Here is a 25,703-nt window from a genome sequence, read left to right on the forward strand (position 1 = left end):
AACACTCATGGATTAATAAAATTAAATCAATATTCATCATAGTTAATTCAACCTAGTATTGACCCAAGACATTTTTTCAAGCTTTTATCAACTTTGGGTATTAGGCAATTATGAGTAGCGATTTCATTTATTCCATTCAATCTGTTCGATTTGATGAACACTATTCACCATCGAGCGATACACGTCTTACGACAAACTTTGCTAACTTGGCTCGCGGGGAAGCTCGCCAAGAAAACCTTCGTAAAGCAATCAACATGATTAATAACTGTTTCAACAGTCTGGCACATTGGGACAACCCAAATAAAAACCGTTATTCCGTTGAGCTTGATATTGTGCACGTCGATATTGACGTTGAGGGTAATGGTGAAACCTTTCCCACTATCGAGGTGTTAAAAACCTACATTGTCGATAACCATACGAATAAACGCATTGAAGGTATTGTGGGGAATAACTTTTCTTCCTACATCCGTGACTACGATTTCAGTGTGGTATTGCGCAACCACAACCAAGGTCAAGATCACTTTTCTGTACCCGCTAATTATGGTGAATTACACGGCAAAATGTTCCAAGACTTTATAAGCTCCAGCGCTTACAAAGAAAACTTCAGTAAGCCCCCCGTGATTTGTTTGAGTGTATCAGACAACAAAACCTATCATCGCACGAGTAATCAACATCCTGTTCTTGGTGTTGAGTACAAGCCCAATGAGTCTTCATTGACAGAGCAATACTTCAAAACAATGGGCATGGATGTGCGCTATTTCATGCCGCCAAACAGTGTCGCTCCGTATGCGTTCTTCTTCTTTGGTGATTTGTTGAATGACTACAGCACGCTCGAATTGATCAGCACGCTGAGCACCATGGAAACCTTCCAGAAAATATATCGCCCAGAGATCTATAACTCAAATGCCGTTGCGGGCGAAGTGTACAAGCCGAGCCTTAAAAACCTAGATTGCTCCTTAACACAAGTGGTTTACGACCGAGGGGAACGTAATCGCCTAGCTGTTGAGCAAGGTAAGTGGTGTGAAGAGCACTTTATTCAAAGGCACCAACTGACTCTAGAAAAATGGGTGGCCAACTTTGCTGAGCCTGCACTCTAACTTTAAGGTATAGAAAGAATTGATGATGAAAAAACTATTCCCAACCTCAACCGCCGGAAGCCTACCAAAACCAACTTGGTTGGCTGAACCTGAAACGCTTTGGTCACCTTGGAAGTTAGAGGGAGACGAGCTGATTACCGGTAAACAAGATGCGCTGCGCATCACCCTGCAAGAGCAAGAAGCATCAGGCATTGATATTGTCAGTGATGGTGAGCAAAGCCGCCAGCACTTCGTCACCACCTTTATTGAAAATTTGAGTGGTGTTGATTTTGAAAACAAGAAAACAGTGAGAATCCGTGACCGATACGATGCCAGTGTGCCTGGCGTTGTCGGCTCCGTGAGCCGCCAAAAGCCGGTCTTTGTAGACGATGCCAAGTTTTTGCGCACACAGACAGATCAACCGATAAAGTGGGCTTTGCCTGGGCCGATGACAATGGTGGACACACTTTATGATGATTATTACCAAGATCGTAGAACGCTTGCTTTTGAGTTTGCCAAAGCGCTAAACGAAGAGGCCAAAGAGCTGGAAGCCGCTGGCGTTAATATAATTCAGTTTGATGAGCCGGCTTTTAATGTCTTTCTCGATGAGGTTAATGATTGGGGCATACAAGCACTAGAAAAAGCCTGTGAAGGCTTAAAATGCGAAACTGCGGTTCACATCTGCTATGGCTATGGAATCAAAGCCAACACGGATTGGAAAAAAACACTAGGCACAGAATGGCGCCACTATGAAAGAACATTTCCAGCGCTCCAAAAATCGACTATCGATATTATCTCTTTAGAGTGTCATAACGGTCGAGTGCCATTTGAAGTCCTTGAACTCCTAAAAGGCAAAAAAGTGATGGTCGGTGCCATTGATGTGGCCACGAATAACATTGAAACGCCCGAAGAAGTCGCGGCAACGATTCGCGAAGCGCTAAAGTATGTTGATGCCGATAAGCTATTGCCTTGCACCAACTGTGGCATGGCGCCTCTTTCAAGAGATGTGGCAAGAAACAAGCTACAGGCTTTAGCAGCTGGCGCTGAAATAGTCCGAAAAGAGCTCTGCGCTTAACATCTCGTTTGTTGGTTTTTATTTGTAATCATTTTAACGTTATCGATTTTTGAATATGATTGAGTTTCTAAGCAACAATATTTCGACACTTATAGCTCTAATTGCAACGGGCGCATTTGCAGGCGTCTTAGCGGGATTGTTAGGGGTGGGCGGAGGCATCGTTATCGTACCCGTCTTGTTCTTCATTTTTCAGAGTTTTGGTGTATCGCCAGAATCCGCGATGGTCGTTGCAACAGCGACCTCTTTGGCCACGATTATTCCAACTTCAATCAGTTCTATCCGCTCCCACAAGCGAAAAGACAATGTCGACTTCGATCTTTTAAAGCACTGGGCGATGTTTATTTTTATTGGGGTTTTGGCTGGAAGCTGGCTGGTGACGCGCATGAACGGCACGTGGCTCAGCGCATTATTTGGTGCAATAGCAAGCATGTCTGCTCTTAATATGCTATTTCGAACGGGTAAGTCAGCGATGTTTCAATCATTACCCGGTAAAGGCGGACAAGTGGCTATGGGCACTTCTGTCGGCTTTTTTAGCTCAATGGTTGGCATCGGTGGTGGCACTATATCCGTTCCGCTTCTGACACTTTACAATTACCCCGCTCACAAAGCCGTTGGCACAGCAGCTGCTATCGGATTAATTATTTCTCTACCTGGCGCTGTCACTATGCTTATTTTAGGTCAATCACCTGCCGACGCCCCGGTAGGGACATTTGGTCTTGTCAACCTATTGGCGTTCCTATGCATTGTGCCTCTGACAGTCTTGTTTGCACCCATAGGGGCTTCTCTAGCCACGAAACTGGACGCAAATAAGCTCAAAAAAGTGTTTGCTATCGTACTGCTAATTACCGGTGTACGTATGCTAGTGCAATTGCTTTTGTAGGTACGGCGGTCATAAAAAACGTCAGGCAAATACCTGACGTTTTTCTTTCATCCTTCGCAGCTAACTCACCAAATCTAGTCCCAATCTGGTGCGAAATCTGGGTTTGCCAAACGATGACCTCGATCGAGATGGGCAATGGTCTCCATATCTTCATCGGTTAGCATCACATCCACGTAGCCAAGATTGCTCTCGATGTTAGCCTTCTTAGTCGATGATGGAATGGTCACGAAGCCCGATTTCGCCATCCACGCTAACACAACTTGTGCAGGTGTCGACTGATGTTTCTCTGCAATGTGTTTAATTGAGCCGTCCTTTAGTACGTCACCGTATGCAAATGGCATATAGCCGGTTACGATGAGACTGTGCTGCTGACAAAAATCGACAACCTGACGGTTCTGCAGATAAGGGTGAACCTCAACTTGGTTGGTGTAGAGAACGCCCTCGCCTAAAATAGCAATCGCCTGCTGCATTTGCACGACGGTAAAGTTAGATACGCCAATATGACGAGCAAGACCCGTATCCTGCGCGTGTTTAAGTTCCTGTAGATACTCTTCCATTGGGACTGCATCGTCTTTTAGAGGCCAGTGGATCAATAGCAAATCAACCTGTTCTAGCTGCAAGTCTTTTAGACTCTCATCAAGGCTTGGAATGAAAGACGCTTTCCCCAGCTTGTCCATCCAGATTTTGGTGGTGACATACAGCTCTTCACGCGCAATACCCGAATCCGCAATAGCCTGACCTACTTCTTTTTCGTTACCGTAGATCTGCGCGGTATCAATGTGACGATATCCCGCCTCTAACGCCATTTTTACCGAATTGTAGGCATCCTCGCCTTTCAAACGAAATGTACCAGCACCAAGCGTTGGAATTGAAAGGGACATGATTTCTCCTTAGTTTTGATTGTTATCCATTCAGTCTACCAAGTTGCCGGATGACAATTTATTACCAAAGTCACAAATGTCTTTTGTCATATTTGCAAAAGTCCCTCTTACTTAATCTCATACTGTAAATGAGAGAAGTGCTGATAAAAGGTCTACAGGCTTAGCTGATGCGTTTCAGCAATCAACTCATTTTGATAACGCCGTGAATCCCCATTATCACTTGAAAACTTAAGTAATACCCGCGTGATCCCATTGCGATAGTGAACTAATGCGCTGTCTGCACCTTGTTGATGAGTATCTGTATATCGATAGTAAATATCCTTGTCGCTCGCCTGCTTTGACAATCGCTCTAAGATCGAGTGGTTATCTAGTTTTGGCCCAAAGTAAGCAACACTTGGCTTACCATCTAGAGGTGGAAGCTCAATAAGGTCAACGTCAGTAAGTTGTGGAGCCTGCGTCACTATGTCAAATAACGCAGCGTCAGCAGAGAGAATATTGAGATATGAGCTCATGGCGTTTCCTTCTTAAGTAGTCCTTTTGATAACTGTCCAATGTTATCTATGAAAGTCGTTCCATTATGACAGACGGTCACCTTTGTCGTGCGTTAGAAGGTATCTTATTTTCGAATAGGTCTCGCAGTGATGCGAGAATCCTGTGACCTGCTTCTGTTTCTTGCCATTGGACGAAAAAAAGCCTCGCTAAATAGCGAGGCTTAATATTCGTTGTTCTAGATGTCGAACGGATTACACGTCGTAAGTTGTAGACGCTGTATCGCCGCCTGTACCAGTCCAGTTAGTGTGGAAGAACTCACCACGTGGACGGTCAGTACGCTCGTAAGTGTGAGCACCGAAGTAGTCACGTTGAGCTTGAAGCAAGTTCGCTGGCAAACGCGCTGTTGTGTAGCCGTCTAGGAAAGACAGTGCCGAAATCGTACATGGCATTGGGATGCCCGCTTCAAGAGATTTCGCTGCTACTTTACGCCATGCCGCTAGGCTGCCTTTCAGGATGTTTTTGAAGTACTCATCAGAACCTAGGAACGCGATATCTGGGTTCGCTTCGTATGCATCACGGATGTTACCTAGGAACGCGCTGCGGATGATACAACCACCACGCCACATTAGTGCTACGTTGCCGTAGTTTAGATCCCAACCATTCTCGTTTGACGCTTCACGCATTAGCATGAAACCTTGAGCGTAAGAGATGATCTTTGATGCTAGTAGTGCTTGACGAAGTGCATCAACCCACTCTTGCTTGTCACCTTCTACTGGTGTGATTGTCTTACCGAATAGAGACTCAGCTTCAACGCGTTGGTCTTTAAGAGCAGACAGACAGCGAGAGAAAACAGACTCAGAGATAAGCGTTAGTGGAATACCTAGGTCTAGTGCGTTGATACCTGTCCATTTACCTGTGCCTTTTTGGCCGGCAGTATCAAGGATTTTCTCTACTAGTGGCTCACCGTCTTCATCTTTGTAACCAAGGATATCAGCAGTGATTTCTACTAAGTAGCTGTCTAGTTCTGTCTTGTTCCAATCTGCGAATACAGCCTGCATTTCGTCAGCAGACATGCCTAGACCATCTTTCATGAACTGGTACGCTTCAGTGATCAGCTGCATGTCACCGTATTCGATACCGTTGTGTACCATTTTAACGAAGTGACCTGCACCATCGTTACCAACCCAGTCACAGCAAGGCTCACCAGCGTCAGTTTTTGCAGAGATACCTTGGAAGATAGGCTTAACCGCTTCCCAAGCTTCAGCCGCGCCACCTGGCATGATTGAAGGGCCAAAACGAGCGCCTTCTTCACCACCAGAAACACCTGTACCAATGAAGTGAATGCCTTTCTCACGACACTCAGCAACGCGACGGTTCGTATCTGGGTAGTTTGTGTTACCGCCATCAATGATGATGTCGCCTTTGTCTAGTAGGGGTACTAGTGCTTCGATGAACTTATCGACAACGTCACCAGCACGTACCATTAGCATCACTTTACGTGGTGTTTCTAGCTTCTCAACTAGCTCTTCTAGTGAGTAAGCGCCAACAATGTTCGTGCCTTTCGCTGGGCCTTCTAGGAACTCGTCAACTTTTGCAGCAGTACGGTTGTGAGCCACAACTTTAAAGCCATGGTCATTCATGTTTAGGATAAGGTTCTGACCCATTACCGCCAGACCAATTACACCAATATCACCTTTCATCATTCTCTCCATCAATTCGGCAACTTAACTTGCTGCTTTGAAATTTTTGGTCGCGCCAAGTTGTGCAGCTCTCCTAGCGCGACATAATTCGTTGATTACAGTTCGCAGTAATCTGTGTCTGTCAGGTTCTTACAAGGGAAGCGCCATGCGCGACCGTCGTTGTGAAGCAGCTGATCACACTCTTTAGGACCCCAAGTACCACATGCATAGCCAAAGAGCGCTTGTGGATCTTGTTTGAAGTCCAGAATTGGTTGTACAAACTCCCAACATGCCTCAACCGCATCACTTCGAGCGAACAGCGTAGCATCACCATTTAGCGCATCAAGAAGAAGACGTTCGTATGCTGTAAGCATTTGTGTTTCTTGCAATGACGCGTAGTGGAAGTTCATCTTCACTTCTTTGGCATTGAAACCTGCGCCTGGCTCTTTTAAGCCAAAGCTCATTTGAATGCCTTCATCCGGTTGAATACGAATGATCAACTTATTCTCTGGTGCATCTTTGCCAAACACCGGGTGTGGTGTTTGTTTAAAGTGAATCACGACTTCAGTCACACGTGTTGGCAAACGTTTACCTGTGCGCACATAAAAAGGCACGCCATTCCAACGCCAGTTGTCGATAAACATCTTCAAACCAACGTAGGTTTCCGTGCGCGAGTCATCCGCTACACCATGTTCATCACGATAGCTTGGCAGGAACTGTCCGCGAACGTTTGATTCTGTGTATTGACCCAATACAAGGTTGTTTCGCAAATCGTCATCAGATAGTGGGCGCAGACATTGCAGCACTTTAACCACTTCGTTACGGATCGCGTCAGCATTAATTTGTGCCGGAGATTCCATACCCACCATCGCTAATACTTGTAGCAAGTGGTTTTGGAACATATCGCGCACCGCGCCAGAACCATCGTAATAGCCACCACGCTCTTCAACACCGAGGAATTCCGCGCCAGTAATTTCGACGTAGTCGACGTACTGGTGGTTCCAAAGTGGTTCAAACATCGCATTTGAGAAACGCAGAACAAGTAGGTTCTGAACGGTTTCTTTACCAAGGTAGTGGTCGATACGATAGATTTGGTGCTCTTGGAAGTGCTCGTGGATCTCTTTATCGAGTTGACGTGCAGACGCTAAGTCGTAGCCGAATGGCTTTTCGATAATAAGGCGTTTCCAGCCTTGGCTTTCATCATTAAGGCCGTGAGCGGCTAGGCTCGCAGGGATAATGCTGTAAAGGCTTGGCGGCGTCGCCAAATAGAATAGCGTGTTACGTTGTTCAAAACCGTATTGGTTAGCAACGTCATCAAGGCGGGTTGCGAGTTTCGCGTAGTCTTGGGTATCTGAGGTATCAATCGCTTGATAATGAAGATGGTTACAAAATGCGTCGAGCGTTTCTGGCTCGGTCTTTTCCATCTCTTGCAACGAAGTTTTCAACTTCTCGCGATAAGACTCATCACTGTACTGAGTACGGCTGACACCAAGAATTGCAAATGATTTTGGTAGCTGGTCGCTAGCGTACAAATGGTAAAGAGCAGGGATCAACTTACGGTACGTAAGGTCGCCTGAAGCACCAAAAATCACGATGCTACTGTTTTCAGGTATTACCATCTTTTTTCCTTAGACAATGGGGCAATTGTTTAGCGGACGCAATGTTAACAGCGTGCTAGATAAAAAGAAAATAAGTTTTGCCTATCCAAAGGATAGGCAAATTCACTCAAATGATAAGGTCTGACCACGACTATTATAGTCAGTTTAGAAATGTTCGTGGCTAGTTAGTGCTATTTCGCTCAATAAAGCGTACTGGAACCATCAAGCGAACCAAGCTTGAGTCCTTCTCTTTGATTTGATTTGAAATGATTTTTACCGATTCTCTAGCGAGACGAGTGAAGTCTTGGCGGAAGGTCGACAGCTCATAGCTTAGCCAAGTCGCCTGTGGAATATCATCAAAGCCAATCACCTGAACATCTTCAGGGATCTTCAAATCAAACTCAAAACGGGCGATGTCCATAAAAGCCATGGCCAGGTTGTCTGTTGCGCAGAACACGCCTTGTGGTTTTGCCCCACTCTTAAGCAATGCACGGATCTCTTCCAGCGCGCCACCATAATCGTAATTAGCTTCAACGACTTTTGGCATCTTGCCGGTTAGCGATTGGAACTCATCGCAAAAACCATTGACGCGCTCTTGGTTTGTCAAAGTGGGTACCTCGCCTGTCAGGTACGCTACATCTGATAACTTGCTATCTGCAAATCGGTGGGCTGCAATTTGTCCCGCAGAGTAGTTATCACTAATGACATAGCTACTCTTCGTGCCCTCGACAACACGAGCATATTGCACTACAGGAATATTAAATTCTTCACACTCTTCATAAAGCGCAGTATTGAACGTTGCTGACGCCGCGATAACACCGTCTACTCGATATTGGAAAATATTTGGGATCGAATGCTGATTCTCATCATCAACTTGCCACGGAATTAGAACTGCTGAGTAACCAATTTTTTGCAACTCGCTACTTATGAGCTGCAGCGTCTTCATGTGGATAGGATAATCAGCGTCAGGGAAGACTAAGCCGATAAGTTTAGACTGATTGGTTGTCAGACTTCGCGCGAACGCATTGGGGCGGTAGTTGAGTGCTTTTGCTGCCTCAAACACCTTTTGTTTGGTCTTCTCTGAAACAGAGCTTCCCTCGACAAAGACGCGGGATACTGTCGATTGAGAGACCCCAGCAAGTTTAGCGACGTCTTTTGACGTGACCGTCTGTTTTGGAATATTCATTTATTTTGTCTAATTCACCGAGCCAATGGCGCTAAATGTAGCATAAACTGGTACGTATGCATAAACAGAAAAGCCTTACATCGTTTAAATGTAAGGCTTTAATGCTTAGATACCATCTAAATTGGGTTGTACCCATCAACCTAAAGCAATTACCTGTTCCCAAATTGCCGCAGGTTGTGGGAACAAATCATTAGAAGTAGTAACGGATACCCGCGGAGAACTGGTTATCACGGTTATCGTAGTGGTCTTGAACGTATTGATCATTACCTTGGTCAAACTGGTATTCAGCCCAAAGAAGGAAGGTGTTCTTTGTAAAGTGATACTCTAGACCTGGAATGATGGTTTGACGCTCGTAGCCGTTACCGTTGTCATCTTTGCTAGTTAGGTAGTTAACGTTAAGCGTTGGACGAAGACCATTTTCGAAATGGTAGTACGTGTAAAGCTCTGCACCACGCGAGTCATAAAACTCAGCGTTGTCATTTACTTCCCAGTTAGAGCCTTCGCTGTATGTCGCGCCAACATAGAAACCGCCTAGTGAGTAGTTTGCACCAAGCAACGCGATACGCTGGATGTCACCATCGTTGATGTTTGACGCATTCTCGATATCGGTAAGTTCATTCTGGTGATACGCCAAACCAAGCGTTAGACCATTTTCAAACGAGTAAGATGTAGATGCGCCCATACCGTTTTTCAATGTAGCAGTTGCAATACCAGCTAGACCAACATCGTTACGTGTTGTTTGGTAAGTAAAGCCATACTTCCAATCTCCACCCACGTTGTTACGATACGTGATGGAGTTTTCTGCACGACCTGTGCCTGAAGCAATACCCCAATCAGCTAGATTGTAATAGCCAGTACCACGTGAACCATAGGTACGACCTAAGTCGGTATACCAAGCCACGTCATAGAAAGTACTCCACTGCTTAGTACCTGCCGCGATTTTACCCCATTTTTCGTGTTCTAAGCCTGCGTATAGAAGACGGCTGTAGATATCGTTAGCAGTCGAAGAAGAGTTATAACCCCACTCTGCGTGACCAAAGCCTTGCCAGCCATTTTCAAGTTGCTTAACGCCTTTAAACCCGAAACGAGAACTACCACTGTTGAATTCGTCACTGCGAGCTTCATACTCGCCAGCTGTGTCATCAAAATTGCGAGCTTTGTTTTGGTAGCGAACTTCAAAACGACCGTCAATAGTTAAAGAGTCACCATTTTCATTGGTAAAAGTGTGTGCGGCCATTGCAGAGGCAGAAGTAAGTGCAGTTACCACTAGTACATTTAATGCAGACTTTTTCATTTGCTTCCTACTTTACAGGCAATAGAAAGCCTCCGTGCCTAACAGCCCGTTAAAAATAATAATCAGGAAAAACGATGCCACGTCCTGTGGCATCGGTTGGGAGCAGGCTTGAGGTTGAGAGGACGCTCAAGCCGTAGGTATTGCTTTTATAGAGAAGGGTTAAGGATGCTTGAAGTACGCTCGAACACGTCTAGACCTTGCTGTTTTAGCCAGTAAGGTAGGTCAATCAGTACCCAGTTCTCAGATAGCTTGTCGCCGTCACGGTAGTAAACGTCTACTACTTGCATGTCCGCACGAACTTCACCGCCAGTCATACCTAGGAAACCACCGATTGGCGTGTTTGATAGGTTTGGCCAGCCGAAGAAGCAAGAGAAACTACCTTCTGCGAAACGACACACGTGGCCGTTAAATTTCTTGTCTTTTAGGTTGTTACGGAACGGAAGCTGGTGCTGCTGTTGGTAACGAGGAATCGTGTAAGACGCACCGATGCCACATGGACCGTACCAGATCATGTCTTCAGACCAGCTCTTCGCTAGTACTTCTGGTGGACAACCCATAGCGCCGCTGTCGTTAAGTGCAGATAGGTCAGCAACCATCTTGTTTACTAGATCTAGAGTCGCTTGACCTTCTTCAGGCGCTGCATCTTCAAACAATAGACCGTCATGGTTACGAGGACCAGGGTAAGTGAAGTGCTTACCTGTTGAAGGTGGAAGTGGGTAGCAACCCGCTTGGTCCATCGCACCTAGTAGGTCTAAGAAGAGACCTGTTTTAGTAATTTTACCGTTCTCTACGCAGTTGAATTCAGCGTAACGGATGTTCATGATTTTGCCTGTTGGACGCATACCCAGGTATTCTGCATCGAATAGACCCATGAAGTGACCCATGCTCATAACCCAGATTTCACCTGAAGTTACTTCGTTTTCACCGCCGATAAAGATATCTTGGCGACGTTGCATGCGAGTCATAGATTTCATCAAAGGAGCCCAGAAAACTTCTGCAGCTGCTTCCGCACCTTCTTGCTCACGGAATGGGTAAACACCACGCCATAGGTAATCTTCTGAAGTGTGAGCTTTTAGTACTTCAGCAACGTTTTCGTGCGTTGCGTTTTCCATTGCGTCGAAGTATTCACGTACAACGCGTTTTGCTTCTTGATATTTAGACATAATCATCTCTCTTATTAATGATGAGTCGGTGTTGGAACAGGACTCGTAATTAAGTTAGGTTGTCGACAGGTATCTTCAGATACCGGAGAGAATCTACCCGTCGACTAAATTCGTTAAAGACCAAAGTTCGTTAAAAACTGAGCTTCGTTAAAGACTAAGGTTCGTTAAAGACTAAGCTCTTTAATTAAGCGCTCGCTTTTTCTACTTTCTTCTCTTTGTAGAACACGCCGCCTTTTAGTGTCTCTGGCAGTGTTAGCCATAGAAGACCTGCAATGATCCATACAATTGGTGAACCCCACATTGCTGTTTGTAGGTCGGTACGCTCTTGGATAAAGATAAGTACCATTGGCGCCCACATACCTAGGATACGACCACCGTGGAACAGTGCTGCACCGTAGCTGCGAAGGTGTGCTGGGAATAGCTCTGAGAAGTAACCACCCCATACGGCTGATGAAGACAGACCGAAGTTATAAATCAGGCCAAGGATAGCAAGCATGTTCAGGCCGCCAATAACCATATTACCGGGTGCGATGAAGAAGATTGACACCATGATACCGGCTAGGATGAAACCAAATGCGTTCACCTTACGACCAAACTTGTCTGCCGCCCAACCCCAAAACCAAGCACCAAATAGCGAGCCAAATGCTGAGATGGAGAAGATTAGACCGATTGTTGCACCGTCAAACATACGAACTTCACGTAGGTAAGTCGTTACGAAACCACCGAAGAATTGAAAGCCGTAGAAGTTCAGACCTGCAAGTAGCAAACAAGTCATAGTGATAGTACGGTAAGGCTTGCTTAGCATTTCGCCCCATGAACCTTTCTTCGCCGTCACGTTAGCGTCTGTTGAAGCCTCTGCCGCCGCCTGCTCTTCTTCACCGTAAGCGATAACTTTCTTGTCGCTCGGTAGAACGAAGATCATTAGAGCTGCTGCCGCTAGTGGTGGCACACCACCAACCCACATTAGACTTTGCCATGGAGCATCGATGCTTGTGATAAATGCTGCATACGCACCCATTACCATCAAAGCCACAGAGAACATAGAAGATGCAAATGCCGTCAACTTACCACGTACTGTTGGCGTGAATAGGCCAATCATCAGTGATACAGCAACCGTGAAGTAACCGCCCAGTGATAGACCGATGATGAAACGCATTGCTGCCCATGTAGCGTAGTCGGTAAACATCATATTGATGATGGTTGCGCCACCGTTCAGTGCAGTAATGGCAATCAAGGTGTTCTTTTTACCAAACTTGGTTGCGAACCAAGCACAGCTTAATGCACCAATCAGGGCACCAACGGACTGCCATGTATAGAACTGAGCCGTATCCGACAAGCTAATTCCGTCGTACGCTTCAACAATGTAGGGGCGTACGTAGTCAATAATTACAAAGTTATAACAGTAAAAGAAGTAACCAACCAAGATAGCTAAATAGGCAGCTACCCTTTGGAACATTGGAACTTCGCTCATGTGTTTTTTAGCGGTCATAGCCGTTAAACCCTTATTTTAATTAGGTATAGTATTTTTAATGGCGAGTACAGTGTTTCTAAACTTTGTTTGACTGCCCCCGTCCTGCGAGATGAATCTTACTTTTTTTGTGGTTTAAAGATCCGTGATCCATATCAAAAACCAATGAATACGCACCCAAAGTGCAGATTTTAGTGACATAGGTCACACTAACGCGTCAAATTCGCCATTTTGGTGTATTTACAGTCAGTTTAGTCGATAGATCTCACATTTCTTGACTCAGAACTGTATCATTCGCCTACAATGACGATAGAATCCACTCGAATTTGAAGCGAAAGATGTTTTGGAATAATCAAGAATGGTTACGTACTCAAGCCTCGTTGTAATCGCCTTATACATTACAACAACCATATTTATCAGCTACTTAGTAAACAAGAGGCTGAAAACGGGTGGAGACTTTTCGACAGGTGGACGTCAATTTGGTTGGTTTACTGCGGGAGTATCCATTCTCGCGACTTATATAAGTGCAATGACCTTCATCGGAATGCCAGGGTGGGTCTATGGAACAGGGATGGAAGCGATGGCGATCCATCTCAACTACCCTTTGGTAATCTTTTTTACCGTGGTGTTTTTCGTTCCTATCTTCTACAAGCTCAAGCTGACTTCTATCTATGAGTATTTAGAGATGCGTTTTGGTATCTATGCCAGAACCATCAACTCGATCGTTTTTCTTGTGGTGCAATGTATCTCCGCAGGTGTCATTTTGTATGCGGTGTCGCTAATTCTAGTTCAGGTTTTACCTATCACCATTACCCAGGCGATCTTATGCATTAGTGTATTTACCGCTATTTATACCTATGCAGGCGGTATATCGACGGTTATATGGACAGACATGCTTCAGTCACTGATCCTTGTTATAGGTACGGTTGCGATATTCTTTATCTTAATTTTTGATCTAGAAAGCGGCGTGAAATCGACGCCGGAAATGCTCAACGTCATAAACCTGAGCATGGATCTGAGTATCGATACGACACTCTGGGCAGGCTTGGTTGCGGTTGCGTTTCTGCATTTAAGCGTTTATGGCACCAACCAGCTTATTATCCAGCGCACTCTAGCCACCAAGGACGTCAACACGGCTCAAAAGTCTATGCTGCTTTGCGGTTACGGCGCGTTTTTTATCTACCTACTATTCGCAATTTTAGGTGTGCTGCTTAATCTGTTCTACGATGGTCAAGTCTTTGATAACCAAAATGAAGTTATCTTGGATTTTGTGTTCAATCACACCAATCCAATTATTATTGGTTTGATCATTTCAGCACTGGCAGCTGCCGCGATGTCGACGCTGGATTCAACCTACAACTCCATGGCTACCGTAGCGACATTTGATATTTATAAGCGCTTTATTAAGACCGATGCTGAAGATGCTCATTATGAAAGTACCGCGAGAAAAATGAGTTTAGTCGCAGCAGCTTCGGTTGTCGTGCCGGCAATTTTAGCTGTCTCCAACGAATCAGTATTAAAGACGATCGCTAGTCTGACCTCAATTTTTGTAGGTATTCGTCTTGGCTCTTTTGTGTTAGGAATAGCATCTAAGAAAGCCAACGAAAAAGGCATTATTCTCGGAAGTATTGTTAGCATGGTCGCCGTATTTGCTGCTAAAGGAATGGACATCGCGTGGCCGTGGTTTGCACCAATAGGGACTTTGGTATTTTTGGTCGTAGGATTGGCCACTAGCTATAAATGGGGCGAAGTAACGTCCGAACAGCTAGACTTTATTCATAAACAGAAGCACTTGATCGCTAAGCCAAAAGCCAGCCACTACGGGCTCTTTGTCTTCGCAGCGTTCACTGTGGTTATTTGTCTCTATATCCCTGACTGGCTCAGTTCAGTACTGCTGTAATAAGGTAATAAGTTATGTTGTCCATCTTCGACATATATAAAGTTGGTGTCGGCCCTTCAAGTTCCCACACGAATGGGCCAATGATCGCTGGCTATCAGTTCACAAAGCTCATTGCTGACAACCTTGATAAGGTAAATCGCGTACAGATTGACCTCTATGGTTCGCTCTCTTTAACGGGTATTGGTCACCATACCGATAGAGCAACAATCCTAGGTCTACTTGGCAACAAGCCAGACACCATCAAGATTTCTAGTGCTAACCAAGCAATGAAGAAAGCGATTAATGAAGGCGAACTACCTCTTGCTGATACGCATACCATCGCATTCGACTACAAAACCGACATGCTGTTCCATGAAGAAAACCTCCCTCTCCATGAAAACGGCATGACGATCTCCGCTTTTGATAAAGAAGGCAATCGTGTTGGTTTCGAAACCTATTACTCAATCGGTGGCGGTTTCATCGCAACGGAACATGAGTTACAACACGGAAAAGACGAAGAAGACGTCAGCGTTGAGTATCCATTCACTAGCGCGGATGAGATGTTAGCACTTGCCGAGAAGAACGGCATGAGCCTCGGTGGTATGGTGCTTCGTAACGAATTAGCATTCAAAGACATCGAAGAGATCAACGAGAAAACCGAGCAGATTTGGCGCGTGATGACGCGCTGTATGAAGCGCGGATTTGAGACGGAAGGTATCTTAGATGGTGGTCTAAACGTGACTCGCCGTGCCCCTAACCTTCTGAAGAAACTCGAAGCCAATGCAGCAATAGAAAACGATCCAATGGAAATCATGGATTGGATTAACTTGTTCGCTTTTGCTGTTAGTGAAGAAAATGCAGCAGGCGGTCAAGTGGTCACCTCACCGACTAATGGTGCGGCTGGCGTTATTCCTGCAGTCTTGATGTACTACCACAGATTCATCAAAGAGCTCGACACTAAGCAGCTTAAAGATTTCCTTGCTGTGTCCGGCGCTATTGGCATCTTGTACAAAACCAATGCCTCTATCTCTGGTGCTGAAGTAGGGTGTCAGGGTGAAGTTGGTGTGTCCTCTTCAATGGCAGCGGCAGGTCTAACAGCACTTCGCGGCGGCAGCAACGAGCAAATGTGTATCGCGGCGGAAATCGCGATGGAGCACTCGCTGGGTATGACTTGTGACCCTATCGGTGGTTTGGTTCAAGTTCCATGTATTGAACGCAACGCAATGGGTGCGATGAAAGCCATTAACGCTTCACGTATGGCGCTTAAGCGTACTAGCAAATGCTTAATCTCTCTCGATAAAGTCATTGATACCATGTACCAAACTGGTAAAGATATGAATAAAAAATATCGTGAAACCTCTCAAGGCGGTTTAGCACTGATTCACCTTGCTCCACCTTGTGAATAAAGAAACTGAAGTGACAAAACGGCGGCTCGCAAGGCTGCCGTTTTTTATACCACTTTTGACAACACAAACACCTTGTTTGGTTTTGAAATATTTTCAGCCAATAGCACAGCATTTGTAATCAATCCAAGATACTCTTTAAAGTCCACCTAATAACAAGGAATCGATCGTGAGTAGCGCTTCAATAAAGAATGTGGTTTTTGACGTGGGCAACGTGATTGTCCGATGGTCTCCAACTGAAATCGTCAGTTTAACGTTTGGTACCCAAGGTGATGTTTCCCACCAGCGTGCGAAACAAATTTTTCAAAGCGATATTTGGTTAGAGCTTAACAAAGGTCAGCTAACCGAAGCTGAAACGAAGTCGCGATACCAAACTGAAATCGGACTGACTCCAGAAGAGTGTGACAGGCTATTTTACTATGTGAAGGAAACACAAATACTGTTGCATGGCTCTGTCGATCTCATCATGAAACTTAAAACTGCTGGCTATCGTATTTTCGCTCTCACCGATAACGTTCATGAAATTGTCGCCCACCTGCGACAGCGCTACGAATTTTGGGAACTGTTTGAGCATGCCACCGTTTCTGCAGAGCTTGGAGTACTAAAGCCTAGTGATGACATCTACCAAGCGGTGCTGGAACAGAATAACCTTATAGCGAATGAAACTGTGTTCCTCGATGACATGCCGTACAATGTTGACGGGGCGTTGAAAAATGGCCTGCATGCGATTCAATTTTCAAGTGCTGAACAAGCTGTGCATGCGCTTCGTAAGCTTGGCCTTGAGTTCTAGTTATGCCGATCTAGTCGATAACCGCTAAGGCTGAAAAAACAACAGTGGCTTAGCTGAAGAGGCCATGATTGAAGAATCAAACGAAAAAAAGCCAGCGATATCGCTGGCTTTATTGTTTATTTACGCTTGCCGAGTTTCACGGTGCCGTTGGTTGAAAACCATAACGCTTCAGAGCGGCGTCGGCCTAACAAGATTGGACCGTCATCGTAAAATAGAAAGTTTTTCCAATAGCGTTTGAAGGTCGACCATTTCGTTTCAATCACGTTGTACTTTTCATAGCAGAAGTACACGGTAACGTCGTCCTGCCAGTCAATAAACTGAGTTACAGCCTCTGGTAGATCGTTTTCATCCGCGTCCCAAGCCTGCATCCAATCAACTTCATCCCACCAGTTGCTATCTTTCATCGGCCAATCTTGGCTACTTAAACGCTCGGCATCTGGGCTTTGAGCGCTGACATTTTCTTTCCAAAACTGAGCAGCACGCGCCTCGGTCATAGGTTTGATTTGCGGCCAGTCAGACTCTGGTACCGGCATTGATTGATGAGTAAAAATCCATTTTCTTTGGTATTCATCCAAAGTTGTGTACGACATTCAGTATCCTAATTCTTTAACCAGCCATTTTCGACGGCTTCTTCAATGAGCGATTTTGCTTTATCCCAAAGCACTTGTGAACCTTTTTCTATCTTTTGATTCACCTGAATCGCTTGTGTCTCTGTTACTTCGTTCTCAATCCAACTTTGTCCCTGATTGTGATAGTTAAGTAACATTGGTATCAATCTATCTAGCGCTTTAGCGAACTTGGCTTCCGCCGATTCAGCTTGCTCAAACTCTCGCCAAATTGTAAACAGCTCTTCACCTTGGTCCTCAGGTAGCATGCCAAACAATCGTTCAGCCGCTTCAAGCTCTTTTTGCTCTTGCAATTGAGATGCCTGGACATCGTAGACAAAGGTATCTCCAGCATCAATTTCGACAATATCGTGCAAAAGTAGCATCTTAATAACTTTTGTTATATCCACTGGCTCATTGGCATGCTCTTGAAACAGCAACGCCATCATGGCGACATGCCAACTGTGCTCCGCACTATTTTCAAAACGGCTTTCTGCACTGCGAACACGGGTACGGCGCAAGACAGACTTCAACCTGTCTAACTCCATCAATAAGTTCAGTTGCTGCTCTAGTCTATTGCTCATGATTCCTTCCAATTTGGATTATGAAGCGCCGTCAGTATGTGATCTTCCCACTGGCCATTGATCAGCAAATAATCTTTAGCAAACCCTTCTCGCTCAAATCCCATATGCTGCAACACGGCTTCACTTCGCTTATTGTGAGGCATATAGCTGGCAGCTATGCGATGCATATTTTGAAACTCAAACATGTAAGGGATGGCCATAGACAAGGCGCGGCGCATGTACCCTTGCCCTTGCGCATCTTGTGCCAGAGAGTAGCCTAAATTGCATGAATGGAAGGGAAAGCGAACTAAATTGCTAAACGAAACCGTCCCCTTCATTTCTTTGGTGTCTGCATCAAATACCAGACAGTAATAAGCCAAACCTAATCGGTGCAACTCTTCCAGTTTGAGCAGTTTATTCGCCCAAGTATCCACTTGGAAGAAACCGGGTTCACGCTTTGGCTCCCATGGCTCTAAAAATTCACGATTGTCACGAAAATACTGAGCCACGGTGTAAGCGTCTGAGGGCGCTGAACTTCGAACCAGCACATTGCCCTCACAGCGATGCAATTGCACCGCTGAGCTTCTGTCTTCCATTAATTCTTCCTGATGTTGTAATCGCGCAGCTTGTTAGCAATTGAGGTGTGAGAAACATTCAATCGCTTGGCAAGCTTACGGCTGGATGGAAACGACTGATAAAGCTTTTCGAGTACCTTTGACTCGTAGTCTTTCATAATGTCATCCAACGAGCCATCAATGTTCAGATTCACATTTCCTGCACTCACCGCTTCCAGTTTCGGTAAGTTGAAATCTTCTAACTTCAGTCTTGCACCACTCGCTTGGGTGAGTGCGCGCAACACCATATTATCAAGCTGTCTCATGTTGCCAGGCCAAGGGTAATTGCTGAGCGCATCCAGAAGTTCATCGTCAGCTTCTGGTTTGGTGATGCCCAGTTTAGCGCTGTGCTTGGCAACGAACAGCTCAAGCAGTGGGGCGATGTCGCTCGCTCGCTCTCTAAGCGGCGGTATCGTCAACGTCAGTACATTGAGTCGATAATAAAGGTCTTCCCTAAATGCGCCCTGCTCTGCCAAATCCGCTAAGTTGTGACGAGTTGAAGCAATGATTTTGACATCGACATGCACTTCGTGTTCTTCACCGACACGGCGGAAAGTGCCGTCTTGCAAGAAGCGCAATAGCTTAATTTGTAGGTGCGGACTCATCTCACCAATTTCATCAAGTAACACAGTGCCGCCATTAGCCTGCTCAAAAATACCTTTATGGCCGTGTTGGTGATTAAACGAGCCTGGCGCATGGCCAAACAGCTCTGTTTCCGCCACATCATCCGGCATAGAGGCACAACTGAGTACCAAAAATGGCTGAGAAGCGCGATGAGAGCGGTTATGACACGCCTTTGCTAACATCTCTTTGCCTGTACCAGTCTCACCTTCAATCAGAAGTGGCTGGTCAAGCATGGCAAGCTTTTTCGCTTGGCTCATTAGTGCTTTGTGACGGTTTGAGAGACCAACAAAGTGCTCAAAGCCTAACGTGTTACTGTCCGCCAACGACTCAGTTGTCATGGCGTGAGTGGTGGGATGAATACTCATTACAGCACTGGCGAGCACCGTTTCATTCGACTCACCAGTAATATAAACCGGCAAGATCTCCATGGTATAATCCAAGCCGTCGATGACAATCGCTTGTTTTTGTCTAGTGATATCGCCTTCGATCCATTTGGCAAAGTTAAAGCTTGGCAATACATGGGAGATAAGCTGACCCATGGCCTCATCTTCACTCTTTGCGAGTAGTTTGAGCGCCGCATGGTTTGCCATATCGATGGCGCCCTTAAGATCAATGGAAAGTACCGGATATGGTAAATTAGTCAGCAAAGACACCAACTCGGTGTTGTGTCGCTCACTAGGCATAAACTGGATTTTTCGTACGTCTTTCACCCCTGAAATACGGCGGATTTCCGCCATCAGGTCGCGAAAAGTTTCAAAGTCTATATCGGGGCAATTGAGATAAATGATGCCCGTGATATCGATTTCGATACCACGTAAGTCGATACTATTGGATGCCAAGATATCGAGCAGCTCTCGAGTTAACCCGAGTCTGTCTTCGCAAAGGACTTCTAAACGCACTTTGTGTTCCTGTAGAAAGTGTCACGAATTGTTGACACTAAGTGTGTATGACTCAGCGAGAGTCGTCAACAAAAACAGAAAGTTGCATGGGCGATTTGCGTTGTTTTTAAGCGTAAAAAGCTAATCAGCTAAAATAGCTTGCTCTAAATCACTGTATACCTTAACGATTTGATCGACTTTGGTGACTTTGAAAAGCTGCAATACCGGCGCACTCTCCGTGACAACAGAAATGTCCGATTGTTGGTGGTGTTTCTTAAATGCCATCAGTACCCCAAGGGCACTACTGTCCATAAAACTCACATGGGTCAAGTCGAGCAAAATGGGCTTATCCCCTGTCTCTGGCATATCATCAATAAAATCACGAAACTGGGTGACCAGTTTGGCGTCAAACCTAGCGGACTCGACTTCAATTACGGTCAACGAGTCATTGCTATACGTTGCGAAAGTCATAAACACCTCTAGCCAAGATGAGTGTGGTTTGTTGAGTTAAATTTTATTTATCTTCACATATGAATATAGTCGCATTTTTTTATTCGTACAGCATTCGACAACAAACAGTGTTTGTCCTCAATATTGATGTGGCTAAGACACGCTTTTTGGCGCAGAATACACAAAAAACATAAAGACCATACGATTTTGAACTATCGCGCTGAATTAATTTTAGTTTTCACTACATTGCTTGCTGGTGCCGGATGGGTATTCTCCAAAGAAGCCATTGCCGGATTGCCACCTTTTGGCTTTATTGGGTTACGCTTTGTCTTAGCGTCGCTATTACTTCTGCCATTTTGTCTTAAAGCGCTTAAAGCGGCTCCGCTCGCCGATTGCTTACGAGCACTCAGCGTCGGTGGATTTTTAGGCTGCGCCATTTTTAGCTGGATCTATGCGATTTCTATTAGTGACACGCTAGGTGAAGGCGCGTTTATCATGAGCCTTTCTATGCTCATCGTGCCCATAGTGGCTTGGATGCTGTTCAAAACTAAACCTATCCGTGCGTTTTGGCTATCACTACCTATCGCCATGGTTGGTTTATTCTTATTATCGTGGAAAGGAAGTTGGACATTTGATGCGAGCCAACTGTGGTTTTTGATTTCCGCCATCGGACTTGCAGTGCATTTTAACTTCAACAGCAAGTATTCAGTTCGGCTCTCACCGATCCTACTTGCTACGTTACAGTTATTTTCTACCGGTGTGCTTGGTCTGATCCTGTCCTACTTTACCGAGACTTGGCCAAGTGAAGTTTCGACAACGACTTGGAAATGGTTCGGGCTTAGTGTCGTCCTAGCGACAAGCCTGCGTTACTTAATGCAGACCACAGGTCAGAAGCTGGCGAACCCAACCAACGCGGCGCTACTGATGCTATTGGAGCCCATTTGGACACTGATTTTGAGCGTGATGATATATCACGAGCCTATGCCGTTTAACAAAATACTTGGCTGTTCACTACTACTTGGCTCGCTCATTTTTTATCGACTCAGTTCTATGATTCGCTTGCGAAAACGCTAACAAAAAAAAAAGCGCGCCTTGGCGCGCTCACTGTCTACTCGCCCGCACATTTCAGCATTGTAAGTCTTCGCGCAGAGAGACATCTTGCCATGTACGCTGCAAGCTTCTCAGTTTGCAGTTCCGAGAACTCTAGTCCTAGCTTAGTTCTTCGCCACAATACATCATCACAGCAGGTTGCCCATTCATTTTGCATCAGGTAATCAACTTCCGCTTGATAGAGTCCATGACCAAAATGTTCACCAAGCGCTTCATTTTCCGAAGCCCCAGCAACAATTTTCTCCAAGCTTGTACCGTAAGCCCGTACCCAGCGATTGATAAGATCAACATCAAGCCACGGATAGCGTTTCGCGGTTTTTTTCGCTAAGGCTTCTCTGGTAGAGAAGTTTCCGCCCGGCAGTATCGCCTCTTTTGTCCAAGGCGAGCCCATATGCGGGAAGAATGGCGCTAGCTTATCCACCGCCGCCTGTCCGAGTTTACGATACGTTGTGAGCTTGCCGCCAAAAATCGATAGCAATGGAGCGTCATCAAGCTCATCATCGAGCTCAATCGTGTAATCACGAGTTACCGCTTGCGGATCATCTGATTCATCTTCGCACAGTGGTCTTACACCAGACCAATCCGACACTATGTCTTGTTTGTTGATTTTTGTTTTGAAGTGTTGGTTCACTATTTCACACAAATAGTCCGTTTCGCTGTCATCAATCACCACCTTGCTCGGGTCGCCTTGATAATCCACATCCGTCGTACCAACCACAGAGTATTTATCCATATAAGGGATGACGAAAACAATACGCTTGTCCTCGTTTTGCAAAATGTAGGCGTGATCGCCTTGGTACATGCGGGGAACAACAATGTGACTCCCTTTGACCAATCGGATGCTTCTTGGAGATGGTAAAGCTAGTTGGTCATCAAAAAAGCGGTCAACCCAAGGGCCAGCTGCGTTAACTAAGGCTTTAGCTCGTAACGACTGAGTTTCTCCAGTTAGAGCATTACTGGTTTCAACAAGCCAGCCGTCTGCCAATCTGCGGGCTCCTGTGCATTTGGTTTGCGTCAATATCTCGGCTCCTTTCTCCGTTGCCAGCATGGCGTTAGCGACAACTAAACGCGCATCATCAACCGCACAGTCAGAGTACTCAAAACCAATTTTCATCTCTGGTAGAAGTGGACTTTCATCGCCAGAAAATTTAACGCTATTGCTGCCAAGTAAAGACACTCGTTTTCCTAAGTGATCGTAAAGGAAAAGCCCAGCGCGTATCATCCACGCTGGACGCAGATGAGGGCGATGAGGTAACTGGAAGCGCAATGGGGCGACTAAGTGGGGAGCGTTTTTCAACAGCACTTCTCTTTCAGCTAATGCTTCTGACACCAAACGAAACTCGTAATGTTCAAGGTATCTAAGCCCACCATGAATGAGTTTGCTGCTGGCTGATGACGTAGCCGAAGCAAGATCGTTCATCTCAACCAGAGCGACATCCAATCCACGCCCCGCTGCATCGGCAGCCACAGCCACACCATTAATACCGCCGCCTATAACTATTACGTCGTAATTGTTGTTCGATTCACCCATCCCCGATTGCCTCCGTTAGTTTCGCCATTCAATGAGCACATACGAACAATATAATGCTCGAAAACGAACAATGCGAGCATTTTGATAGCAAAATGTTAAATTTGTTCATTTCTCTCACTTTGCTCACACATTCTTCGTCCTGCTTTGAATATTATTATCAACACCACTATTATCATCCAATATTGTTCTCTGTATCGCTTTCGACTCATGGTCGAAAACGAACAGATTCTTTCATTAACACTCATTGATAGATAGACGGATACTCTATGAATAACAAAAACGTCATCATCGCTCTCGACCAAGGCACCACCAGCTCACGAGCGATCGTCTTTGATCATGACGCCAATGTCATCACAACTTCTCAACGCGAATTCACTCAAATCTACCCGCAACCAGGTTGGGTTGAGCATGACCCCATGGAAATTTGGGCAACACAACGCTCATCGCTGACCGAAGCCCTCGCCCAAGCAGATATTGGCAGTGATCAAGTCGCCGCAATTGGCATTACCAATCAAAGAGAAACCACTATCGTCTGGGATAAAAACTCCGGACAACCCATCTACAACGCTATCGTTTGGCAATGTCGCCGCACTGCTGATTACTGTGACAAACTCAAAGCCAATGGCCACGAGCAAATGATTCAAGACAAAACGGGCTTAGTCGTGGATGCGTATTTCTCCGCATCAAAAGTGGCGTGGATACTGGACAACGTAGAAGGTGCGCGCGAAAAGGCCGATAACGATGAACTGCTCTTCGGCACGGTCGATACCTGGTTAGTTTGGAAACTTACCCACGGTAAAGCGCATGTGACTGACGTGAGTAACGCTTCAAGAACCATGCTATTCAACATTCATACCCTAGAATGGGATGAAGAATTACTCGACCTCTTTGATATTCCGCGAACCATGTTGCCAAGTGTAAAGTCATCGAGCGAAATCTACGGCCATACACAAATAGGCGGTGGCAGCCATGCTATTGCCATTAGTGGTATCGCTGGGGACCAACAAGCTGCGCTGTTTGGCCAGCAATGTGTCAAAAAAGGCATGGTGAAGAACACCTATGGCACGGGTTGCTTTTTGCTGATGAACACTGGGAGCAAGCCAGTTAAATCTCAACATGGTCTACTCACTACAGTAGGCTATCAAATCGGCGATGAAGTCACGTATGCCCTTGAAGGCAGCGTATTTATGGGTGGTGCAACAATTCAGTGGCTGCGAGACGAGTTAGGGTTGATTCGTGATGCCAAAGACACGGCGTATTTTGCCCAGCAAGTGGACAGCTCAAACGGTGTTTATTTAGTGCCAGCATTTGTCGGGCTGGGTGCGCCTTATTGGGATCCTCATGCGAGAGGCAGCTTAGTTGGCTTAACCCGAGGGACTAATCGCAATCATATTATTCGCGCAGCACTGGAAGCTATAGCTTATCAAAGTAAAGATGTGTTACTGGCAATGGAAGAAGACTCAGGCATCAAACTCAATCAAATACGAGTCGATGGCGGCGCTGTCGCCAATGATTTTTTGATGCAATTTCAATCCGACATCATGGGTAGCAAAGTGGTTCGTCCAATGGTTCGTGAGTCAACAGCTCTGGGAGCTGCCATGCTTGCTGGACTCGCCGTTGGCTATTGGAACAACCAAGAAGAACTCGCTGATAAAAAGGAGATCGAGCGAACCTTTAGTCCTGAATTAGAACGCGAAAAACGTGAGACTCTTTACGACGGTTGGTTGACGGCTATTGGGCGAACGAAAACTCATTAGGCTTAGCCCTACAATAATAACGCACCGCCTGGTGCGTTTTTTTACGCTTCTGCACCTGATTCAGTGCCTATCTTCAAATTAAAAAGTGCACAAACAATAGTTGCAAACGCAACTATTGCAGTGTAGTATGCCTGATATTAAATGATGACCATGGTCATCACTTTCTATTCAACAGTTATAAGTGGAACGATTGGCATGAAAAAAACGCTATCAACAATACACCGCACTGCGGCTTTAACGGCCTTTCTTTTAATTTCGTCATTTTTTCTAAGCACGGTTATGGTCGAAATCTTTGGTGGATACAACGCCATTCTAACGGTTAAGACCTACATTTGTTATGCGGTGTGGCTACTCATCCCAGCTATGGCGACAGCCGGAATTACTGGTACGAAACTGGCTCCAAAAGCAACAAAAGGACTCGTTGGTGCCAAGAAAAAGCGTATGCCGTTTGTTGCGGCTAATGGTCTTCTGATTTTACTTCCTGCCGCTATCTATCTTCAGCACCTAGCGAGTATCGGAAGTTTCAATACAACCTTCTACGTGATACAGGCAATCGAACTTGTAGCAGGTCTTACCAATCTTACTCTCATGGGGCTCAACATTCGTGACGGAGTGAAGATGACTCGCGCTCGTTCGGCATAACTATCTGAAAAGAAACTAGAGAATCGGCACTAAACAGTGGTGTTTTCACACGAAAACCGCTAAGT

At 45.6% G+C, this 25,703-nt stretch carries 23 protein-coding genes; 9 read left to right on the plus strand and 14 right to left on the minus strand.

The annotated features are described in order from the left end of the window. The first annotated feature begins 110 nt into the window (after positions 1–110). Genes ACVA6Q_RS17635 through ACVA6Q_RS17645 form a run of 3 tightly spaced genes read left to right on the plus strand, consistent with a single transcriptional unit; the run spans position 111 to position 3,031 of the window. Positions 111–1,097: a DUF1852 domain-containing protein gene (locus tag ACVA6Q_RS17635; RefSeq protein WP_446648362.1), complete on the plus strand. Its 987-nt coding sequence runs from the start codon at positions 111–113 to the stop codon at positions 1,095–1,097. A gap of 25 nt (positions 1,098–1,122) precedes the next feature. Further along, the gene (locus ACVA6Q_RS17640) at positions 1,123–2,151 is read left to right on the plus strand and encodes a methionine synthase (protein ID WP_446648410.1); all 1,029 of its coding nucleotides are present in this window, start codon (positions 1,123–1,125) and stop codon (positions 2,149–2,151) included. Between the two features lie 55 nt (positions 2,152–2,206). Then, positions 2,207–3,031 carry a sulfite exporter TauE/SafE family protein gene (locus ACVA6Q_RS17645; RefSeq protein WP_446648363.1) on the plus strand — a complete coding sequence of 275 codons (825 nt, stop codon included), beginning with the start codon at positions 2,207–2,209 and terminating at the stop codon, positions 3,029–3,031. Positions 3,032–3,105: 74 nt separating this feature from the next. Here the strand turns inward: ACVA6Q_RS17645 and dkgB are convergent, their stop codons facing one another. The 8 genes from dkgB to ACVA6Q_RS17685 form a co-directional block, all read right to left on the minus strand. Next, a complete protein-coding gene (gene dkgB, locus ACVA6Q_RS17650; RefSeq protein WP_446648364.1) occupies positions 3,106–3,912 on the minus strand; it encodes a 2,5-didehydrogluconate reductase DkgB in 807 nt (268 codons plus the stop codon). Between the two features lie 152 nt (positions 3,913–4,064). Next, on the minus strand, positions 4,065–4,424 hold the full coding sequence (locus ACVA6Q_RS17655) for a hypothetical protein (protein WP_353496441.1): 360 nt from the start codon (positions 4,422–4,424) through the stop codon (positions 4,065–4,067). Between the two features lie 231 nt (positions 4,425–4,655). Beyond that, the gene (gene gnd / locus ACVA6Q_RS17660; protein ID WP_446648365.1) at positions 4,656–6,104 is read right to left on the minus strand and encodes a decarboxylating NADP(+)-dependent phosphogluconate dehydrogenase; all 1,449 of its coding nucleotides are present in this window, start codon (positions 6,102–6,104) and stop codon (positions 4,656–4,658) included. 95 nt (positions 6,105–6,199) lie between these two features. After that, positions 6,200–7,702, minus strand: coding sequence for a glucose-6-phosphate dehydrogenase (gene zwf / locus ACVA6Q_RS17665; protein ID WP_042499533.1), 1,503 nt, complete (start codon positions 7,700–7,702; stop codon positions 6,200–6,202). Between the two features lie 160 nt (positions 7,703–7,862). Next, the gene (locus ACVA6Q_RS17670; protein ID WP_446648366.1) at positions 7,863–8,867 is read right to left on the minus strand and encodes a LacI family DNA-binding transcriptional regulator; all 1,005 of its coding nucleotides are present in this window, start codon (positions 8,865–8,867) and stop codon (positions 7,863–7,865) included. A 190-nt stretch (positions 8,868–9,057) separates the two neighbouring features. Beyond that, positions 9,058–10,161 carry a porin gene (locus ACVA6Q_RS17675; RefSeq protein ID WP_446648367.1) on the minus strand — a complete coding sequence of 368 codons (1,104 nt, stop codon included), beginning with the start codon at positions 10,159–10,161 and terminating at the stop codon, positions 9,058–9,060. A gap of 146 nt (positions 10,162–10,307) precedes the next feature. Beyond that, the gene (locus ACVA6Q_RS17680; protein ID WP_446648368.1) at positions 10,308–11,324 is read right to left on the minus strand and encodes a nuclear transport factor 2 family protein; all 1,017 of its coding nucleotides are present in this window, start codon (positions 11,322–11,324) and stop codon (positions 10,308–10,310) included. Positions 11,325–11,508: 184 nt separating this feature from the next. Continuing rightward, the gene (locus ACVA6Q_RS17685) at positions 11,509–12,813 is read right to left on the minus strand and encodes an MFS transporter (protein WP_446648369.1); all 1,305 of its coding nucleotides are present in this window, start codon (positions 12,811–12,813) and stop codon (positions 11,509–11,511) included. A gap of 337 nt (positions 12,814–13,150) precedes the next feature. On the opposite strand from ACVA6Q_RS17685, the gene ACVA6Q_RS17690 reads away from it, so the two are divergent. The 3 genes from ACVA6Q_RS17690 (at position 13,151) to ACVA6Q_RS17700 (ending at position 16,864) form a co-directional block, all read left to right on the plus strand. Beyond that, positions 13,151–14,692, plus strand: a complete 1,542-nt coding sequence (locus ACVA6Q_RS17690; protein WP_446648370.1) for a sodium:solute symporter family transporter — start codon at positions 13,151–13,153, stop codon at positions 14,690–14,692. Positions 14,693–14,706: 14 nt separating this feature from the next. After that, positions 14,707–16,077: an L-serine ammonia-lyase gene (locus ACVA6Q_RS17695; RefSeq protein ID WP_446648371.1), complete on the plus strand. Its 1,371-nt coding sequence runs from the start codon at positions 14,707–14,709 to the stop codon at positions 16,075–16,077. Between the two features lie 166 nt (positions 16,078–16,243). Continuing rightward, the gene (locus ACVA6Q_RS17700; RefSeq protein ID WP_446648372.1) at positions 16,244–16,864 is read left to right on the plus strand and encodes an HAD family hydrolase; all 621 of its coding nucleotides are present in this window, start codon (positions 16,244–16,246) and stop codon (positions 16,862–16,864) included. 116 nt (positions 16,865–16,980) lie between these two features. Here the strand turns inward: ACVA6Q_RS17700 and ACVA6Q_RS17705 are convergent, their stop codons facing one another. The 5 genes from ACVA6Q_RS17705 to ACVA6Q_RS17725 all read right to left on the minus strand — a co-directional run bounded on the left by ACVA6Q_RS17705 (position 16,981) and on the right by ACVA6Q_RS17725 (position 20,619). Further along, positions 16,981–17,454 (minus strand): DUF2947 domain-containing protein, encoded by a 474-nt coding sequence (locus ACVA6Q_RS17705; protein WP_446648373.1) that lies wholly within the window; start codon positions 17,452–17,454, stop codon positions 16,981–16,983. An 8-nt stretch (positions 17,455–17,462) separates the two neighbouring features. After that, entirely contained in the window at positions 17,463–18,053 is a 591-nt protein-coding gene (locus ACVA6Q_RS17710; RefSeq protein WP_446648374.1) for an HD domain-containing protein, read from the minus strand. Further along, positions 18,050–18,628, minus strand: coding sequence for a ribosomal protein S5-alanine N-acetyltransferase (gene rimJ, locus ACVA6Q_RS17715; protein WP_353496451.1), 579 nt, complete (start codon positions 18,626–18,628; stop codon positions 18,050–18,052). The genes ACVA6Q_RS17710 and rimJ overlap by 4 nt, the downstream gene beginning before the upstream one ends. Continuing rightward, entirely contained in the window at positions 18,628–20,169 is a 1,542-nt protein-coding gene (gene tyrR / locus ACVA6Q_RS17720) for a transcriptional regulator TyrR (RefSeq protein WP_353496452.1), read from the minus strand. The genes rimJ and tyrR overlap by 1 nt, the downstream gene beginning before the upstream one ends. Positions 20,170–20,289: 120 nt before the next feature. Further along, the gene (locus ACVA6Q_RS17725) at positions 20,290–20,619 is read right to left on the minus strand and encodes an STAS domain-containing protein (protein WP_446648375.1); all 330 of its coding nucleotides are present in this window, start codon (positions 20,617–20,619) and stop codon (positions 20,290–20,292) included. Positions 20,620–20,805: 186 nt separating this feature from the next. Here ACVA6Q_RS17725 and ACVA6Q_RS17730 point away from each other — a divergent pair, with 186 nt between their 5' ends. Continuing rightward, the gene (locus tag ACVA6Q_RS17730; protein ID WP_446648376.1) at positions 20,806–21,672 is read left to right on the plus strand and encodes a DMT family transporter; all 867 of its coding nucleotides are present in this window, start codon (positions 20,806–20,808) and stop codon (positions 21,670–21,672) included. A gap of 34 nt (positions 21,673–21,706) precedes the next feature. Here ACVA6Q_RS17730 and glpD read toward each other — a convergent pair whose 3' ends face one another. Continuing rightward, positions 21,707–23,239 carry a glycerol-3-phosphate dehydrogenase gene (glpD, locus tag ACVA6Q_RS17735; RefSeq protein WP_446648377.1) on the minus strand — a complete coding sequence of 511 codons (1,533 nt, stop codon included), beginning with the start codon at positions 23,237–23,239 and terminating at the stop codon, positions 21,707–21,709. 266 nt (positions 23,240–23,505) lie between these two features. Here glpD and glpK point away from each other — a divergent pair, with 266 nt between their 5' ends. Both glpK and ACVA6Q_RS17745 read left to right on the plus strand, forming a co-directional pair. Further along, a complete protein-coding gene (gene glpK / locus ACVA6Q_RS17740) occupies positions 23,506–24,996 on the plus strand; it encodes a glycerol kinase GlpK (protein WP_446648378.1) in 1,491 nt (496 codons plus the stop codon). Positions 24,997–25,191: 195 nt separating this feature from the next. Continuing rightward, a complete protein-coding gene (locus ACVA6Q_RS17745; protein ID WP_446648379.1) occupies positions 25,192–25,638 on the plus strand; it encodes a hypothetical protein in 447 nt (148 codons plus the stop codon). Positions 25,639–25,703: the final 65 nt, after the last annotated feature.

This window comes from Vibrio sp. DNB22_10_4, assembly GCF_052879755.1.

Coding starts and splice junctions, on each gene's coding strand:
- ACVA6Q_RS17635 (WP_446648362.1), top strand. CDS start 111: ATGAGTAGCGATTTCATTTATTCCATTCAATCTGTTCGATTTGATGAA.
- ACVA6Q_RS17640 (WP_446648410.1), top strand. CDS start 1,123: ATGAAAAAACTATTCCCAACCTCAACCGCCGGAAGCCTACCAAAACCA.
- ACVA6Q_RS17645 (WP_446648363.1), top strand. CDS start 2,207: ATGATTGAGTTTCTAAGCAACAATATTTCGACACTTATAGCTCTAATT.
- dkgB (WP_446648364.1), bottom strand. CDS start 3,912: ATGTCCCTTTCAATTCCAACGCTTGGTGCTGGTACATTTCGTTTGAAA.
- ACVA6Q_RS17655 (WP_353496441.1), bottom strand. CDS start 4,424: ATGAGCTCATATCTCAATATTCTCTCTGCTGACGCTGCGTTATTTGAC.
- gnd (WP_446648365.1), bottom strand. CDS start 6,104: ATGAAAGGTGATATTGGTGTAATTGGTCTGGCGGTAATGGGTCAGAAC.
- zwf (WP_042499533.1), bottom strand. CDS start 7,702: ATGGTAATACCTGAAAACAGTAGCATCGTGATTTTTGGTGCTTCAGGC.
- ACVA6Q_RS17670 (WP_446648366.1), bottom strand. CDS start 8,867: ATGAATATTCCAAAACAGACGGTCACGTCAAAAGACGTCGCTAAACTT.
- ACVA6Q_RS17675 (WP_446648367.1), bottom strand. CDS start 10,161: ATGAAAAAGTCTGCATTAAATGTACTAGTGGTAACTGCACTTACTTCT.
- ACVA6Q_RS17680 (WP_446648368.1), bottom strand. CDS start 11,324: ATGTCTAAATATCAAGAAGCAAAACGCGTTGTACGTGAATACTTCGAC.
- ACVA6Q_RS17685 (WP_446648369.1), bottom strand. CDS start 12,813: ATGACCGCTAAAAAACACATGAGCGAAGTTCCAATGTTCCAAAGGGTA.
- ACVA6Q_RS17690 (WP_446648370.1), top strand. CDS start 13,151: ATGGTTACGTACTCAAGCCTCGTTGTAATCGCCTTATACATTACAACA.
- ACVA6Q_RS17695 (WP_446648371.1), top strand. CDS start 14,707: ATGTTGTCCATCTTCGACATATATAAAGTTGGTGTCGGCCCTTCAAGT.
- ACVA6Q_RS17705 (WP_446648373.1), bottom strand. CDS start 17,454: ATGTCGTACACAACTTTGGATGAATACCAAAGAAAATGGATTTTTACT.
- ACVA6Q_RS17710 (WP_446648374.1), bottom strand. CDS start 18,053: ATGAGCAATAGACTAGAGCAGCAACTGAACTTATTGATGGAGTTAGAC.
- rimJ (WP_353496451.1), bottom strand. CDS start 18,628: ATGGAAGACAGAAGCTCAGCGGTGCAATTGCATCGCTGTGAGGGCAAT.
- ACVA6Q_RS17725 (WP_446648375.1), bottom strand. CDS start 20,619: ATGACTTTCGCAACGTATAGCAATGACTCGTTGACCGTAATTGAAGTC.
- glpD (WP_446648377.1), bottom strand. CDS start 23,239: ATGGGTGAATCGAACAACAATTACGACGTAATAGTTATAGGCGGCGGT.
- glpK (WP_446648378.1), top strand. CDS start 23,506: ATGAATAACAAAAACGTCATCATCGCTCTCGACCAAGGCACCACCAGC.
- ACVA6Q_RS17745 (WP_446648379.1), top strand. CDS start 25,192: ATGAAAAAAACGCTATCAACAATACACCGCACTGCGGCTTTAACGGCC.